At 60.9% G+C, this 15791-nt stretch carries 13 protein-coding genes, 1 tRNA gene and 1 pseudogene; 9 read left to right on the top strand and 6 right to left on the bottom strand.

What is annotated here, in order from left to right; translation table 11 throughout:
• Positions 1 to 126: 126 nt before the first annotated feature.
• Together DWB23_RS10595 and mct are read right to left on the bottom strand one after the other, a co-directional pair.
• On the bottom strand, positions 127 to 2133 hold the full coding sequence (locus tag DWB23_RS10595) for a hypothetical protein (protein WP_121742764.1): 2007 nt from the start codon (positions 2131 to 2133) through the stop codon (positions 127 to 129).
• Between the two features lie 251 nt (positions 2134 to 2384).
• Positions 2385 to 3563: a succinyl-CoA:mesaconate CoA-transferase gene (gene mct, locus DWB23_RS10590; RefSeq protein WP_121742763.1), complete on the bottom strand. Its 1179-nt coding sequence runs from the start codon at positions 3561 to 3563 to the stop codon at positions 2385 to 2387.
• 136 nt (positions 3564 to 3699) lie between these two features.
• On the opposite strand from mct, the gene glmS reads away from it, so the two are divergent.
• Genes glmS through citE form a run of 5 tightly spaced genes read left to right on the top strand, consistent with a single transcriptional unit; the run spans position 3700 to position 9102 of the window.
• Positions 3700 to 4155 carry a methylaspartate mutase subunit S gene (gene glmS / locus DWB23_RS10585; protein WP_121742762.1) on the top strand — a complete coding sequence of 152 codons (456 nt, stop codon included), beginning with the start codon at positions 3700 to 3702 and terminating at the stop codon, positions 4153 to 4155.
• Positions 4156 to 5595 (top strand): methylaspartate mutase subunit E, encoded by a 1440-nt coding sequence (locus tag DWB23_RS10580; RefSeq protein WP_121742761.1) that lies wholly within the window; start codon positions 4156 to 4158, stop codon positions 5593 to 5595.
• Positions 5592 to 6869 (top strand): methylaspartate ammonia-lyase, encoded by a 1278-nt coding sequence (locus DWB23_RS10575; protein ID WP_121742760.1) that lies wholly within the window; start codon positions 5592 to 5594, stop codon positions 6867 to 6869. The genes DWB23_RS10580 and DWB23_RS10575 overlap by 4 nt, the downstream gene beginning before the upstream one ends.
• The gene (gene mch / locus DWB23_RS10570) at positions 6862 to 8004 is read left to right on the top strand and encodes a 2-methylfumaryl-CoA hydratase (RefSeq protein WP_121742759.1); all 1143 of its coding nucleotides are present in this window, start codon (positions 6862 to 6864) and stop codon (positions 8002 to 8004) included. The genes DWB23_RS10575 and mch overlap by 8 nt, the downstream gene beginning before the upstream one ends.
• A gap of 54 nt (positions 8005 to 8058) precedes the next feature.
• Entirely contained in the window at positions 8059 to 9102 is a 1044-nt protein-coding gene (gene citE / locus DWB23_RS10565; protein WP_121742758.1) for an L-malyl-CoA/beta-methylmalyl-CoA lyase, read from the top strand.
• 196 nt (positions 9103 to 9298) lie between these two features.
• Here the strand turns inward: citE and DWB23_RS10560 are convergent.
• Positions 9299 to 9382 (bottom strand) — tRNA-Ser (locus tag DWB23_RS10560).
• Positions 9383 to 9530: 148 nt separating this feature from the next.
• On the opposite strand from DWB23_RS10560, the gene DWB23_RS10555 reads away from it, so the two are divergent.
• Positions 9531 to 10628 (top strand): tyrosine-type recombinase/integrase, encoded by a 1098-nt coding sequence (locus tag DWB23_RS10555; RefSeq protein WP_121742757.1) that lies wholly within the window; start codon positions 9531 to 9533, stop codon positions 10626 to 10628.
• A gap of 574 nt (positions 10629 to 11202) precedes the next feature.
• Here DWB23_RS10555 and DWB23_RS10545 read toward each other — a convergent pair.
• The 3 genes and pseudogenes from DWB23_RS10545 to DWB23_RS10535 form a co-directional block, all read right to left on the bottom strand.
• Positions 11203 to 11968: pseudogene (locus tag DWB23_RS10545) on the bottom strand (IS5 family transposase).
• Positions 11969 to 12263: 295 nt separating this feature from the next.
• Positions 12264 to 12815, bottom strand: a complete 552-nt coding sequence (locus DWB23_RS10540; protein WP_162989792.1) for a hypothetical protein — start codon at positions 12813 to 12815, stop codon at positions 12264 to 12266.
• 286 nt (positions 12816 to 13101) lie between these two features.
• Positions 13102 to 13869, bottom strand: a complete 768-nt coding sequence (locus DWB23_RS10535; RefSeq protein WP_121742754.1) for a glycosyltransferase family protein — start codon at positions 13867 to 13869, stop codon at positions 13102 to 13104.
• A gap of 137 nt (positions 13870 to 14006) precedes the next feature.
• Between DWB23_RS10535 and DWB23_RS10530 the strand changes: the two genes are divergently transcribed.
• From DWB23_RS10530 to DWB23_RS10520, 3 genes are all read left to right on the top strand, one after another.
• Positions 14007 to 14246: a hypothetical protein gene (locus DWB23_RS10530; RefSeq protein ID WP_121742753.1), complete on the top strand. Its 240-nt coding sequence runs from the start codon at positions 14007 to 14009 to the stop codon at positions 14244 to 14246.
• A gap of 165 nt (positions 14247 to 14411) precedes the next feature.
• Positions 14412 to 14552 carry a DUF2080 family transposase-associated protein gene (locus DWB23_RS10525; RefSeq protein WP_121742752.1) on the top strand — a complete coding sequence of 47 codons (141 nt, stop codon included), beginning with the start codon at positions 14412 to 14414 and terminating at the stop codon, positions 14550 to 14552.
• A gap of 8 nt (positions 14553 to 14560) precedes the next feature.
• A complete protein-coding gene (locus DWB23_RS10520; RefSeq protein WP_121742751.1) occupies positions 14561 to 15781 on the top strand; it encodes an RNA-guided endonuclease InsQ/TnpB family protein in 1221 nt (406 codons plus the stop codon).
• Positions 15782 to 15791 lie beyond the last annotated feature (10 nt).

The raw sequence follows: 15791 nt of genomic DNA, 5'->3' as shown, positions 1-15791 counted from the left end.
CGCTGTGTCTCGACCGTCTGCGAGCCAAACAATATACTCTCCGAGCGGGGCCTGACCTCTCGAGAAGGACCATCGGCCGATTTCAGCCTCGACTCGTTCTGCGTGCTGTATATAGCCGAGTGTAGTTCATTCCGGTTCCACGCGCTCGAGGCTGAATATCTCCGCTTCGTCGGGCTGCTCGGAAAGCAGTTCGGCGACTCGAGCGGGCGAGCGGAACGTAGCACGGCCGGCGTACGGCATCGCGTAGGCCGTCTCGACGGAGGCATCCGTCCCGTCGGCCAGTTCGAGTCCGCCGTCCGCGAGGAATCGCTCGCGCTCGAGCCCGTAACAGACGGCGGCGTCGTCCGTCGACGCGACGATGCCGACGTCCGCGGGCGCTCGCTCGTTTCCGTCCGTGTCGAGAATCGGCGGGACGGCGGACGGATCCGCGAGATCCGAGCCCCGAACCCAGAGATCGAAGCGAGTAGACGGATCGACGTCCTCGCGCTCTTCGAACGCCGCCAGCCGATCGAGTACCTCGAGGTGGTCGGGGTGGGGGAGCCGCTCGAGCGACGCTCCCCGCCCGTCGACGGGAACCGTGACCCGTTGCCGTTCGCCCGGCGCTAACGCGGTGCGCTCGCTCGCGTGTCCGAGACTGACCGCCTCGAGCGGCGCGTCCTCGCGGGCGAACGCCGCGGCGTCTCGCTCGCTCACGTAGGCGTCCGGGTCGCAGGGCATCGCGAACGCTGACCGCAGGTCGGCCCCGGAACTTCCCGCGACCGTCTCGATTCGACACTCGAGCGCGCCGTCCTCGAGGAGGCGGTCGCGATCCAGCGCGCGAAAAACGGTCGCTCGGTCGGTGGCCTCGCTGCCGTCGGGGTAGTCGCCGTCGGCGTACCCGCCGAAGTCACCGACGTACTCCCACGTCCCGTCGGCGGTGCGTACCGACAGCCGGTGGTCGTGGAAGTCGAAGCCGTCGCCGAGCAGCCAGAGATCGAACGCTTCGTCCGCGTCGAACCCGTGCCCGGTTTCGAGCGTCGCCAGCCACGGGTACAGGAACCGGTCGCGGGCGATCGTCACCGTGTTGATCGAGTCGCCGTCGAGTTCGGCCCCCTCGACGTTCGGCACGAAGGGATCGAACCCGCTCTCGGTCGGCTCGTACCCGCTGCGAGCGTACCAGCTCAGGCCGGCCGCCCCGGCGTCGATCGAGGCCCGCAGATTCATCCGCATCGCCTGCTTGCTCGGCGTGTGGTTCGGGTTGATGGTGTGGCTCTGTCCGAGGTAGAACACGGGTCGGTTCTCGAGCGCCACACGCGCGTTCGTGACGAGGCTGCGGACGGCTTCGTCGGCCCGTTCCGGCCCGACGTCCTTCTCGTACCAGCCCCGGTAGAAATCGACGACCGCGAAGTCGGGATCCGCGTTTCGACGCCGGAGGCCTCGCGCGAGCGCCTCGAACACCTCGGGTCGCTTCGAGTCGACGATGTACGGAAAGTGGACGAAGAGGCCGACGTCGAGCGCGTCGTTCGCCCCCTCGATGGCCCGCTTCTGGGCGTCGAAGATCTCCGGACCGAACTCGATCAGGTTGTCGACCGCCGCTTCGTTCCAGTCGCCGCCCTCGACCCACTGCCCCATGACCGGTGCCTCCTGCCAGAGGATGATGCGTCCGGTATCGAACAGGTCGCCGTGAAGGCGCGCGACCTCCCTGAGCCGATCGAGGTGCCGCTCGCGGGCGTCGTCGTCGGAGACGAACGCCTCGGCGTGGATGTCGTTTAGCAGTCCGACGTTGAGCCAGACCTCGAGATCGAACTCGCTCGCGGCGGTCAACAGCGCCTCGAGGTTCTCGTCGAGGGGCGTTTCGCTCGAGTGGGTCTTTACGAGCACGACCGCGAGGTCGTGGCGGCGCGCGAACGCGAAGAGATTCTCCCGGACCGCGTCGTCGCGCCAGAGGGTGCCCCCGAGCCAGAGGAAATCCTCCCGTCGCTCCGGCGGGTCACCGAGCGGGGGCGAATCGTCCGGCCGCCCCTCGAGGAGATGGCGGTACCCCGCGTAGCCACCCGCCAGACCGGCCCCCAGGCCGCCGGCCGCGAGGAGGTAGCCGCGACGCGAGAGGCGAGAATCGTCGGTACTCGTCTCGGCTGGTGAGTCATCGACCATGATTGGCGTGGTTCTCGAACCGTCGACGCGTGATCGAGTCGGCGACGGAATCGACGTGATCACGTTGTCGAGTTCGTTCGACTTGAGCGTTGACCCGGCAACAGCCCCGCTGAGCCTGACAGTTCGGTCACAGCCGGGGCGGAGAACGTAGCCGTTCGTACGCGCGCGAAAACGGGAACAAGACAGAATCGCACGGTGAGCGGACCGGTCCGCCTCGTACGGTCCGTCGGAAAACGGTACACCGATCCGTATCAGTCGTCGGCCGGCTTCTCGGCGTCCGCTTCCTCGCCCAGTACGTCTTCGCGGTGTTCATCGAGCAGCGGTGCCCTTCCCCGCGGCTCCGGCGTCGTTTTGGACATCTTGATCGGGTTGCCGGCGATCTCGACGTCTCGGTCGGCTCCGGGCTGTTCGACCGCCACCAGCATGTCTCGAGCGTCCACGTGGGGATCCTCGAAGATCTCCTCGGTGGTCTGGACCGGCGCGACCGGCACGCGACCCTCGAGGGTATCGATGAGTTCGTCGTTGGTCCGCTCGGCCGTCCAGTCGACGAGTTCCTCGCGCAGGGCCTCGCGGTGCTCGAGGCGTTCCGCGGCGGTGGGGTACTCCTCGGCGAGATCCTCGCGCCCCATCGCGTTACAGACCTCTTGCCAGTGATTGGTGCCGAAGGCGGCGATGACGACGTAGCCGTCGTCGGTTTCGAAGGCGTCGTAGGGAAACAGCGTCGGGTGGGAGTTCCCCCGCCGGGTCGGGGCTTCGCCGGCGTAGGACTGCTGGTAGATTGCCCGTTCGGTGAAGCTGAGCATCGAGTCGTACATGGCCGTGTCGACGTACTGGCCCTCGCCGGTCTGCTCGCGGTGGTTGACCGCCGCGAGGATGCCGATGCAGTTCAGCGTCGCCGTAAACAGATCGCCCACGCCGGGGCCGGTTTTCGTCGGCGGCCCGTCTTCCTGTCCCGTGATCTCCATGACGCCCCCGAGCGCCTGCGCGATGAGGTCGAAGGAGGGCTGGCCCTGCCGGTCGGTTTCTCCCGTGCGCGGGTCGCCGAAGCCGCGGATCGAGGAGTAGATGAGATCGGAGTTGTACTCCGTCAGCGTCTCGTAGCTCAGGTCGTACTTCTCCATCGTTCCCGCGCGGTAGTTCTCGACGACGATGTCAGCGGTTTCGACGAGCGAGAGGAAGTCCGCGCGGTCCTCGTCGTCGCCGAAGTCCAGTTCGATACTCCGCTTGCCGCGGTTGACGCTCTGGAAGTACCCGCCGTAGGCTTCCGCCTCGGCGTCGTCCACGAACGGCGGATTCGATCGGATGAGGTCCCCGCCGGGGCGTTCGATTTTGACGACGTCCGCACCCATGTCCGCGAGTAACATCGTACAGTACGGTCCGGCAAGCACCTGGGTCAGGTCCAGCACACGGAGATTCGAGAGCGCTCCCATGTACTGGCCGTTCCCACACACGACCAAAACCCTTACCATAGATCATGTATGTTGTGAGGTCGTACCATAGGGACGCTGTTAGGATGTTTAAGGAGTATTATCATGGAAGATCATTAGGTTTATAGGGTAGTTCCTCATGGTTCTGCATACGATGTCCCAAACGGTCGTCCTCGGCGTGATCGGCTCCGACGCCCACGTCGTTGGAATCACAATCTTAGAGCAGGCCTTCAGTGCAGCAGGCTTCGACGTTGTCAACCTCGGTGTTCAGACCTCCCAGGAGGAGTTCGCCGAGGCGGCGGTAGACCACGACGCCGAGGCCGTACTGGTCTCTTCGCTCTACGGCCACGCCGAGCAAGACTGTCAGGGGTTCCATCAGGTTCTCGAGGCGGCCGGTGTCGACGCCGTCTCCTACATCGGCGGCAACCTCGCCGTCGGTCAGGACGACTTCGAGCAGACCAGACGGACGTTCCGAGAGCTCGGCTTCGACCGCGTCTTCGACTCCGAAACGGACCCCGAAGACGCGATCGCGGCCCTCCGACAGGATCTGCAGATCACACCGACCGAGTCGGAACGCGCTACCATCAGTTCCTAGATGATACGAGACGAACGTATTCCCTCCGACGAGCTACGGCGTATCGACGAAGAGATCCGATCCGACTGGCACACCGGCGACGCCGTCGATTTCGAGGAGGCGATCGCGTACCACGAATCGCTGCCCGAGCGCAAGCGGTTCGCGGACGTTCTGGAGTCGGCCGACAAGCCGCTCCTCCAGCCTCGAGCCGGCGTTCCTCGGCTCGACGATCAGATCGAGCTCTCACAGTACCTTCTCGAAGAGGGGAAGGCGGATCTCATTCCGACCACGATCGACTCGTACACGCGCGATAACGAGTACGAGAAGGCCCAACAGGGCCTCGAGAAGGCCCGCGAGACGGGTGACGACACGCTCAACGGCTTCCCGGCCGTCAACCACGGCGTCGACGGCTGTCGCAAACTGATCGACGCGGTCGACGCGCCGATCGAGGTTCGTCACGGGACGCCGGACGCCCGACTCCTCGCGGCGATCACCTTCGCCGGCGGCTTCCAGAGCTTCGAGGGCGGCCCGATCTCCTACAACATTCCGTACACGAAACGCCACGGACTCGCGGAGACCATCGAGAAGTGGCAGTTCGTCGACCGGCTGGCGGGTGCCTATACCGAACGCGGCGTGCGGATCAACCGCGAGCCCTTCGGTCCCCTCACGGGGACGCTCGTCCCGCCTTCGATCGCGATCGCGATCATGATCGTGGAGGGGAAACTGGCCGCGACGCAGGGCGTGCGCTCGCTCACGCTCGGCTACGGACAGGTCGGCAACGTCGTCCAGGACGTCGCCGCACTGAACGCGCTCAAGAAGCTGGGCAGGGAGTACCTGCCCGACGAGGTCGTCGTCACCACCGTTTTCCACGAGTGGATGGGGGGCTTCCCGCCGGACGAGGCTCGCGCCAACGGCGTGATCAGCTTCGGAGGAATGACCGCCGCCATCGCCCAACCGGACAAGGTCATCACCAAGTCTCCACAGGAGTTCCAGGGCGTGCCGACCATGGAAGCGAACTCCGCGGGCCTGCGCACCACGCGACAGGTCATCGACATGGCCATCGAACAGCAGATCGATATCGACGGCATCGAGGAAGAACAGGATCTCATCGAGCGCGAGACGCGCTGTCTGATGGATACCATCTTCGAACACGGCGACGGCGACGTCGTCCAGGGAACCCTCAAGGCCTTCGACTCCGGCGCGCTCGACGTGCCGTTCGCCCCCAGCGACAGCGCGGCCGGTGCCGTGCTCCCCGCTCGAGACGACGACGGTCGCGTCCGCATCTTCGAGTGGGCCGACCTCGAGATGGACGACGACATCAAGGAGATTCACAAGGCCCGACTGTCCCAACGCGCGGACACCGAGGGTCGCAAACAGTCGTTCCGAATGGTCGCGGACGACGTCGACGCGATCAGCGACGGCAAACTCATCGGCCGACCGCAGGGTGACGTTAAACCATGATCATTACAGGAATGTACGCCACGCCCGGCTACGCCGGGTTCTTCTTCGACGACCAGCGCGCGATCAAGCACGGTGCCGAACACGACGGCTTCATCTACGACGGTGAGCCCGTTACCGACGGCTTCGACGAGATTCGCCAGGCCGGCGAGAGCATCATCGTCGACGTCGAACTCGCGGACGGCACCGTCGTCCGCGGCGACTGCGCCGCCGTCCAGTACTCCGGTGCCGGCGGACGCGACCCGCTGTTCAAAGCCGAGGAGTACGCCCCGATCATCGAAGGCCCCGTCGCCGACGAACTCGAGGGGCGCGACGCGACGGCGTTCCTCGAGAACGCCGAGTTACTCGAGGAGATGCGGGTCGAAGGCGACCGTCTCCACACGGCGATTCGCTACGGCGTCTCGCAGGCGCTGCTGGCTGCCGCGGCCGAAGCCGAGAACGCGACGCGCACGGACGTGCTGGCCGACGCCTTCGGCACCGAGCCCGCGACGGAGCCGGTGCCCGTCTTCGGCCAGTCCGGCGACAATCGCTACATCAACACCGAGAAGATGTTCGTCAAGGGCGTCCCCGTCCTGCCACACGCGCTGATCAACAGCGTCGAAAAGATCGGCGAGAACGGCGAGACGCTGCTCGAGTACGTGGAGTGGCTGACCGAACGCTCGCAGGAACTCGGTCCCGACGGCTACGAGCCCCGATTCCACATCGACGTCTACGGCATGATCGGCGAGATCTTCGAGGCACCCTACGACCGCGAGGAAGTCGTCGACTACTTCGCCGCACTCGAGGACGCCGCCGCACCCTACCCGATCCAGATCGAGGGGCCGATGGACGCCGGCAGCCGTCCCGCACAGATCGAGGCGATGGTCGAACTCCGCGAGGGGCTCAAAGCCGCCGGCGTCTCCGTCGACATCGTCGCCGACGAGTGGTGTAACACCTTCGAGGACGTCCGGGCGTTCGTCGACGCCGAGGCGGCCGATCTCGTACAGATCAAGACGCCCGACCTCGGCGGCATCCACCGCAGCGGACAGGCGGTCCGCTACTGCGAGGGGACCGACACCCGGGCGTACCTCGGCGGAACCTGCAACGAGACAGACACCTCAGCGCGTGCCTGCGCTCACGTCGCGCTCGCGACCGACGCGGCGCAGGTGCTCGCAAAGCCCGGCATGGGCTTCGACGAGGGCTACATGATCGTCGAAAACGAGATGCGACGAACGATCGCCCGACGCGAACGGGAAGCGTTAACAACCACCACCGACGAGGTGACCGCAGATGACTAGGGAATCGCGAGGAAACTCCGACGACGGGAGCGGAGCGCGAAGCGATCCGCAACCGATCGACCTGACGGACCCCGACACGTTCGCGCGGGCGCTCGAGCGGGTCGAGACCAGGGAGAAGGGCAACTGCTTCGAGGACTTCGCCGAGGGCGACGTCGTCGAACACGATCCCGGGCTCACGCTCACCCGCTGGGGCAACGAGTCCTGGATGAGCCAGACGCTCAACCACGACCCCGCCTACTGGCGGACCGACGCCGCCGAAGCCCGCGGTTACGAGGAGCCGCCGATTCACCCGGACTACCTCACCGCCGCCACGCTGGGTATCACCGTCGAGGACCTGAGCGAGAAGGGCGGTTACTTCCTCGGCCGCACCGACGTGCGATTCCCCGAGACACCCGTCTACGCGGGCACCGAACTCCACGTCGAAAGCGAGGTCGTCGATAGGGCGACCTCGAGTTCCCGACCGAAGTACGGCATCGTCTCCTGGCGCACCCGTGGAACGGACGCCGAGACCGGCGACGTGCTCTGTTCCTACGAGCGCACGAACATGATCCCGCGGCGCGACCCCGTCGCGGCGGACGGGAACGGTGAGGGAACCGACGGTGGGGCCGCGGCCGCCGACGCGGACGACGACGAACCCACTCTCCCGGCGGCGTTCGTCGCACCCGACGGCGGCTACTTCGAGGACTTCGTCGACGCCCTCGAGGAGGCCGACGGTCGCGATGCGGCCGTCGCCTACCGGCACGAGCGCGGCCGGACGCAGGACGACGTCACCGTCGCCTCCCTGCCCCTCGCGACGCTCAACACGGCCAAACAACACCACAACGTCGACGTGATGGCCGACTCGCCGTCGGGCGGCATCGTCACCTACGGCGACGTCACCCGCTCGACGGCGCTGGGTCACGCCCGCTCCGACGAGCGAACCTGGCGCGAGGTCGGCTTCGACGACGAATCGTTCCACACCTTCGTCGCGGTGGGCGACACCGTCTACGCGTTCACGCGCGTGCTCTCCGCCACGGACGATGCGGGCAGCGACGAGGCGGGCACCGTCCGGTTCGAACACGTCGCGTTCAACCAGGACGACGAACCCGTCTACTCGGGCACGCGCACGGCGGAGATTCGAAAGCGCTCCCGCTGACTCGATCGACGCACGACACCGACTGCAGACGACTCCAAACACAACCTCATACACATGACCGACGACATCCGACTCTGCCGAACCTTCCAGACCGCACCGGCCGGCGTCCCGAAAGACGACTCGGCGAAGTACCTCCGTTCGGGCCTCGAGGCCGAGGGCTTCCAGGCTCCCGACTGGCTCGTCCCTGACATGGAGGACGGGACGGCCCCGAACATGAAAGACGAGGGGCTCGAGAACACGATCGAACTCGTTCCCGAGTACGACTTCCCCGGCGAGATCTGGCCCCGCGTCGAGTGGAGCTACGAGGACGAGTCCTTCCGCGACCGCGGCCGCGAACAGATCGACCGACTCGTCGGCGAGATCGGCGACGAACTCGACGGCGTCGTCGTTCCCAAGGTCGGCCGCGTCGAAGACGTCGAGCGCGCCGCCGAAGTCGTCGCGGAAGCCGAAGCCGAACACGGCTACGCGGACGGCTCGATCCGCCTCTCGATCATCGTCGAGACCGGGCGCGCCCGCTCGGATCTCCGCGAAATTTCGAAGTTCGGCGCGGAATCCCGGCTCACCGCGCTGGTCTTCGGCCCCGTCGACTACGCCGCCGAACTCGGCGCTCGAGACCTCGGCACCGGCCGCCCGCGCTGGGACGGCCTCCTCGAGGCGCTCTCGAACGAAGCCAGCGCCGCCGATCTGCTCTGTATCGGCGGTCCGTTCGACGACCTGTTCAAGGAACGGGCCGGCCTGACCTACTACAACGCCGACGCCTACGCGGATCAGGTCGAACACGAGGCCCACCTCGGACTCGACGGCTCCTGGTCTCTCTACCCTAAACAGACGATTCAGGCCAACACGATCCACATGCCCACACCGGACGAACTCGAGCGCGACGTGAGCAAGATCGAGCGCTTCAACGCGGCCAAACGCGAGGGGACCGGCGCGGTCACCCTCGACGGTCAGATGGTCGACGAGGCGACGTTCAAGGTCTTCCGCAATACGATCCAGCAGGTCCGTGCGATCGACGGGACCCGCCCCGAGCAGACTGAAACGTACTACGACGAGGACCTGCTGGGCCGAGCGCGCGACCTCGAACTGTCCTACCAGTAGGCTCGAGGGGCTCGAGAATCGCCGTCCGGGCAACCCACTCTGTCACATGCACAGTGGTGAGGATGGGATTTGAACGAAACGAGTCGCAGCGTCCGAGCGAAGCGAGGACGACCGTCTCGGCGTAGTTCAAATCCCATCGTTTCGTTTTCCGCTCGAGAGACTCCTCACTACGTTCGTCGTATTCGCTCGCGGAAAACGGTGGGGATGGGATTTGAACCCATGAGGCTTGGAGGCCACCTGCTCTCAAGGCAGGCGCGTTAGGCCGCTCTGCCACCCCACCAAGCTTAATAGCTGTTAGGGCTTGTACCCCCCGAAATCAGGCGATATACGGCTTCAATCCAACATAGCAACCATGGACACGTATTCCACCGAAGCTAGATTGAATCGTATTGGAACCGCTGTTAACCATGCTCTGAGGGGCTGATTCGATGAAAGACACCGAGAAAGTTGAAGGTATCGTTTTAATCCCTGGCCCGAGTGAAGAATATCTGAATGAACGCCAATGGGTAGACTACGAACACCACCGTCGAGACCTCATTGAGTGGCTTGCGAACTTCGGAAAAGACCCCGAAGCACTTGAGGGATATGCCCACGACACCGCCAGAAATTATGCAGCAATCACTGACAAGTTCTATAGGTGGACATGGGATCGTCAAGACGGCTACTCTGTTCAGATGACACACGACGAGGCAGAATTATATCTTCGAGAACTGGTGAAGGACGATTATACCAAAAGTCATCTGAATAACGTCCAGCTGGCTTTGAAGGCCCTATTCAGGTGGCACTCAGCGACAGACAAATGGGACCCGGACATCAAACTAAAAGGAAGCTCGAGTGTTTCGCAACCAAAGGACTTTGTGACAGAAAAAGAGCGTCGTAAACTTCGAGAAGCATCTCTCGAATACGGGACTGTTCCCGCCTATAGCGCTCTTGATCCGGATGGACGCGATAAGTGGAAAATACATTTAGCTCGGCGCTTCGGAAAGGCTAAGAAAGAGATAACCCAAGAAGACTGGAATCGAGCAAACGGATTCAAATATCCATCTATAGTGCATACAAGTCTTGACGCCGGATTACGTCCGATCGAAGTCGGACGCGCAAAAACATACTGGGTGGATGTAGAGAATGCCGTTTTACGAATCCCAGAGAAAGAATCATCGAAGAATGAAGAAAACTGGGTTGTTAGCCTTCGGCGGGAAACAGCTGATATTCTTGGGCGATGGTTGCTTGAACGAGATCTCTACGAGAAGTACGACGACAATGATTCGCTATGGCTAACACGTCATAGCAACCCTTACAGTTCGTCCTCTTTGCGTGTTCTCCTCGATAATCTATGCGAAATTGCAGATATTGATCGGGACATTAGCTGGTATACGATTAGACACTCAGTGGGGACCTACATGGCTCGAGAAGAAGGTTTAGCAGCTGCTCAGAGTCAACTTCGACATAGACGTTCAGAGACGACAATGAAATATGATCAAGCTCCAGTCAAGGATCGGAGGGATGCTTTAGATAGAATGGGTTAATCGGAAAAATAGTAGCGCAGTTCCTTTATCAATAAAATTGTGAAAAACCGTTAGAAACAGGCCAAGTAGGTAACGGAGCAAGTGTCGATCACACTGGTTGCTATCAAATAGGAGTGCTGAGTAGAAAGAATAGATTCAGAAGGCTCTGTTGAAATCCTATTCTTCATACACAATCTAGAATGAAACAGTCGGTAGATGGGAACTGCGTAGTTACCGTTCATCTCTCCGTCAAGAGGTGTGGACAATCTTCACCGAAAGTACTTGTATAGACGGAAAAATATGTTTCTATGCCTGCATTCGGTATTGGAACCCCGATATTCCTCGTCGTACAAGCTCTCATCTCGTGGTTCGTCTATTCTGAGGCGAAAAAGTATGGCTCGCGCTCCCCGGTAGTCGTAGGAGCATCTGTATTCGTTCTAGGAGTGGGGCTTGCATTCGTTTTCAGTACTGTCATCGAGTTAGTCGTAGTCGAACTTCTCGTCATCCTAATCTATCTTCTCGGAGTACACGCTGCAAAACGGCGTTCTGCATCCGCTTGAGCTGTTCTATGATACTTTCATCCTGAATTGACTGCTCAGAGTGATCGGTCGATATTATGAACGAGACAAGCGATGGTGAGTTCACGGAATTGTTTCCACCAGCGTCGTGAGCGGACGAACGCACCGTACTTTCGCTTGAGTGTTGAGTTGACAGTCTCGGATTGACTCCGCTGTCCGTAGAGATCAGCGTCTAAGCGTGCGTTCCATGCCTTGTGGGGCGATGTGAACTCACGATGCTTAATCAGTGGACGAACTTCGTATTGACGGGCAAGTCGTCTGATTTTCTGGTCGTCGTACCCTTTGTCACCGAGAAGAATGTCAATATGCTCGGGATTGCGTTTGATCAACGAGGGAGCGATCTGGCTATCGTGTTTTCGTGTCGTCGTCACGTGTAGATCGAGGACTGCGTTTAGCTTCGTATCGACCAGTAGCGTCACTTTGAGCTGCTGAATCGTGAGTTCGGTTCGTTTTGTGTAGTGTTTTGAGGCGTGACTGCGGTCGAAGCCCGAAGCGTCGATCCCCGTAACTCCGTTGGTCGGGAGTAGTGAAACAGAGAGATTGAGAACCATTCTCCAGACGGCCATATCGAGTCTACCGAACGCTTTGCATAGCGTGGATGGAGCAGGAAGTTCGGTGAGGTTGATCGCGCTCCGAATACGGGGCATCTCAATGAGTTCGTCGAGAAGTGTTCGATACGTTGTGTCTTCCGAACTTTGAGGAGTATCGAGCTACGGCACGTTGCGCTAACTGAAATGCTTCTTCGACAAACCGGAGCAACCGAGACTTTGGGAGGGTCTGCATCTACTCAAACTACCGACTGGATATGTAACTCACTAAGGGTTTCAACAGAGCCATTTAGAATTAATCCGATGAGAATGTAATATTTAAGAAGATGTCTTAAAAGCAACTAGAAAAGATCAGGAGAGATGCGTGTTACTTGAAGCAGGAACCAAGAGACGAGAAGATAGAGGGAATAGAGAACTAATACCATCTCGAAAATTGGAAAAGCTATCTCTTGGATATGCTGTCTGTCTAATCTAGCGTAGGCGGGGCGACGAACATTCAGGTCAATACTATTCGGTAGGTTCTTTACTATTCAATTGACATGACCATTACCGACTATTGCCAAAACATCTTTATCTTCATTCACAGCATCAGCGATCTTGTCCGCCATGATCTTGTCACGGTTCTTCTCATCACGAGTTAGTCGAGTGTTGACAATCCGAATTCCCAGAACAGGCAATACAAATCCTAGAAAGAGAATAGTCGCACCCCACATCTTAGGAAATATCAGTCCGACAGCTACGCTCCCAGGGACCAAAGTATAGAACAATATTGCCGAGAACAATTTCATAGAGAGCGGTGTATTCTCCAAGAGATCAGAATCAGCTTTTCGCGTGAACATCACTTCCGTATCTTGGACCTCGACCAAGTCCAACAAGATATCTTTCGAAACATAGATTCTTCCAGCAAGCCAGAACATAGCTGCAATAGAGATTTGGAACCATCCCTCTGTCAAACTATAATCAGACTCTGTTTCTTGACCCTCTAGGACTAAAACATCGAAATCCTGTTTCACTAATTCCTTCTCCTCCTTCAAATCACCCTTACTGGAGTGGAACTCTCCTTTCAGCACAACTTTCGACATCAAAGATACACCCCCATACCTATCATATAACTAATTCTGAAAATACAAACAACTTCCGACAACGATCTAGCTACTCGGTATCAACTTTACTGGCGATAATACTGTTCTATCGGGCTGGTGAATTTACACTCTCTGCTCCAGTCAGGGTATAGTGAACGCAGTCTGATTCACCCAGCGGGTAAAAGTCCAGTCAAATTTCGCAGAAAGGCTAATAGAGGCCTTGTGGGCCGCTCTGCCACCCCACCTCGCCTTCACCTTTCCCGTACGCTCAAAAAGGGTTATCGGTCTACGCTCGCTCGAGCAACTCTCCGTCTCCGATCTCCAGCCCCAACTCGTCGACGACTGCAGCCGTCGCCGCCGCGCCCGGCTGGTCGGCGCTCCGGCGCGCCTCGAGCATCGCGAGCGTCGATCGAAGCCCAGCGGGCGTCGCCACGGTTGGGAGCATCGGTGCGAAACCGACCCCGAGTCCCGCTTCGGCGCTCCGTGCGGCCAGCGTGGCCACCTCGGGGACTGCGTACGCGTCGGTGAAATCGATCGGCTCGCGAAAGCCGGCGAGGTACACCCGGCCGTCCGACGCGGGACCGAGGACGACGTCATGACGGCGGACCGACATCGCCGTGCCGTCGATCTGCGTCCGGCCGACCAGCGGCGCCGTCGGCTCGAGGACACCGACGCTGTTCGCCGCCTCCTGCTCGAGCAGGTGGGTGACGGTGTTGCCGACCCGCGCGGCGCGACTCGAGCCGACCTGGCGTTCGAATCGGACGGTTCCTTCGCCGTTAGCGCCGCTCTCCTCCTCGAATTCGCCGAGCGCGTCGGTTGCCAGCGCCCGCACCTCCGCTTCGGCGTCGTCATCGGCGACCGCCGCGGGGAGGGTGTCCGCGTCGCGGTAGTTGATCAGCAGGTCGCCACCGCTGGACTCGACGGCCCGAAGAACGTCGATGACGGTCGCTTCGTAGAGCGTGACCGCTTCGGCGGCGGAAAGCGGCGTTTGCTCGACGAGCGACGATAACACGAGTCCCTCTCGGGGCGGGTCGACCGGAACGACGACGATCATGTTCAGGACTCCGCGTGCGCGACCCTTGAACGCGGCGCTTCCCCACCTCGCCGGACGGCGGCGGGGACTCGAGGTCGACGATCACCGAACGGATCGGCGCCGGACGAACTATAGTGGTGGGACGGAAGGTGGTCAGTATGGACGAACAATCAGTAACGCGGTCGATCCCGCGGTCGGTCGGACTTCTCGGGGTCCTGATCGTCGCCGGCTTGGCGACGCTCGGGCTCTGGAGTTTCGTCGACAGCTATCTGTTCGAGACGGGCGGCGAGTACTTCGCGCCGACGATCGGCGTTCTCGTGATCACAGTCGCCTTCGTCGGCGGATTGGTCATCCTCGGTGCGCGGTCCAGGCGGTGGCGCGCCGGACCCTACTGGTAGTCGGTTTCTTACCTGAATTGAGGCGCTAAGCCCCCTTCCTCAACGAGTGACCGAAGGGAGCGAGTAGGGAGGGGATACAGCGCTGCACGGTTCTCAAACACGTTCGACACTCGGCCCACAGGCCCACCACCACCTTTATGTTGAAACGAGGTGTAAACACAGGTGATGGATAGACATGAAATCGAAGGCCACGAAGTCATCGACGGGACGGCCAAAGCAACCGGCAACGGCGCTCACGTTCTCGTCCCGAAACGGTGGCGTGGCGCAGACGTGAAAGTCGTCCGAACGACCGAGCCTGACGAGTAGCACCACCGATGAACTACAACTACAGGTATCGACTCCGACCGTCCGACACTCTCGAAGAGCAGTTAGCGTGGACCGTCGATACCTGTAGACAGGTCTACAACCACTTCCTCCACCGACTCAACCGCACCGACGACACCTCTGCATACTCCGAGCAGAAACTTTTGTCGAGTCTCAAGAAGTGGTGGAGCGACCTGAAAAGCGTTCACTCGAAGGTCCTTCAGAAAGTCGTTCAGCGGTTGTACGACAATCTCTCGACGCTTCGCGGTCGCAAAGAGAATGGCTACCGCGTCGGCCAACTCAAGTGGAAAGCACCGGGCGAGTACCGCAGTTTCACTTACAGTCAATCCGGCTTCAAGCTCAAGAACACGAGCGGTCGGACCAAACTGTGGCTCTCGAAACTTGGAGAAATCCCGCTCACCTTCCACCGCTACCTACCTGAAGACGCCGAGATAAAGACCGTCACGGTCAAGCAGGAACCCACCGGCAAGTGGTACGCTATCCTCGGTGTCGAGACGCCCGACGACTCGCCTGCGAAACCGGAGAATCCTGATCAGTGCGTCGGTATCGACGTGGGGATTCTCAAGTACGCTCACGACACCGACGGCACGGTGGTCGAATCCCTCAACCTGTCCGACGAACGCGAGCGGTTGGAACGCGCTCAACGCGACCTCTCACGAAAGGAACACGGTTCCGCGAATTGGGAGAAACAGCGTCGAGTCGTAGCCGAGCGTCACGCCGACCTCAAGCGAAAGCGTCGTGACTTCCTCCACAAGCTCTCGAACTACTACGCCCGCGAGTACGACCTTGTGACAGTCGAAGACTTGGACGCGAAGGGCTTGGTCGAACTGCCGGGCAACTCTCGCAATCGAGCAGGTGCGGCGTGGGGGACGTTCCTGCGGATGCTCGAATACAAGTGTGAGCGGGAAAGAACGCACTTCGTCGCCGTGAACCCACGCGGAACGACCAAAGAGTGCGCGTCCTGCGGCGTTTCGACGGACAAGCCTCTGTGGGTCCGTGAACACTCGTGTCCGGCGTGTGGGTTCGAGGCGGATAGAGACGCAAACGCGGCGTGGAACATTCTTTCTCGTGGTATCGAGCAGTTAGGAGCGGGACGCTCCGAATCAACGCCTGTGGAGACTGCGCTCCCTGTGTCCTCGGTTGTGGATGCAAAGCGCGTCGTTGAAACAGGAAGCCCCACCCTCAGGCGCGAGCCGTCAGGCGAGCGGTAGGGTGGGGTAG

The organism is Natronorubrum halophilum (assembly GCF_003670115.1).
Taxonomy (GTDB): Archaea; Halobacteriota; Halobacteria; order Halobacteriales; family Natrialbaceae; genus Natronorubrum; species Natronorubrum halophilum.
The sequence above is the reverse complement of the archived record's forward strand: the minus strand, read 5'-3'. Positions and strand labels throughout refer to the sequence as shown.

Bases quoted from the DNA above. Each gene is read 5' to 3' on its own strand.
- DWB23_RS10595 (WP_121742764.1), bottom strand. From the start codon at position 2,133: ATGGTCGATGACTCACCAGCCGAGACGAGTACCGACGATTCTCGCCTC.
- mct (WP_121742763.1), bottom strand. From the start codon at position 3,563: ATGGGAGCGCTCTCGAATCTCCGTGTGCTGGACCTGACCCAGGTGCTT.
- glmS (WP_121742762.1), top strand. From the start codon at position 3,700: ATGGTTCTGCATACGATGTCCCAAACGGTCGTCCTCGGCGTGATCGGC.
- DWB23_RS10580 (WP_121742761.1), top strand. From the start codon at position 4,156: ATGATACGAGACGAACGTATTCCCTCCGACGAGCTACGGCGTATCGAC.
- DWB23_RS10575 (WP_121742760.1), top strand. From the start codon at position 5,592: ATGATCATTACAGGAATGTACGCCACGCCCGGCTACGCCGGGTTCTTC.
- mch (WP_121742759.1), top strand. From the start codon at position 6,862: ATGACTAGGGAATCGCGAGGAAACTCCGACGACGGGAGCGGAGCGCGA.
- citE (WP_121742758.1), top strand. From the start codon at position 8,059: ATGACCGACGACATCCGACTCTGCCGAACCTTCCAGACCGCACCGGCC.
- DWB23_RS10555 (WP_121742757.1), top strand. From the start codon at position 9,531: ATGAAAGACACCGAGAAAGTTGAAGGTATCGTTTTAATCCCTGGCCCG.
- DWB23_RS10540 (WP_162989792.1), bottom strand. From the start codon at position 12,815: ATGTCGAAAGTTGTGCTGAAAGGAGAGTTCCACTCCAGTAAGGGTGAT.
- DWB23_RS10535 (WP_121742754.1), bottom strand. From the start codon at position 13,869: ATGATCGTCGTCGTTCCGGTCGACCCGCCCCGAGAGGGACTCGTGTTA.
- DWB23_RS10530 (WP_121742753.1), top strand. From the start codon at position 14,007: ATGGACGAACAATCAGTAACGCGGTCGATCCCGCGGTCGGTCGGACTT.
- DWB23_RS10525 (WP_121742752.1), top strand. From the start codon at position 14,412: ATGGATAGACATGAAATCGAAGGCCACGAAGTCATCGACGGGACGGCC.
- DWB23_RS10520 (WP_121742751.1), top strand. From the start codon at position 14,561: ATGAACTACAACTACAGGTATCGACTCCGACCGTCCGACACTCTCGAA.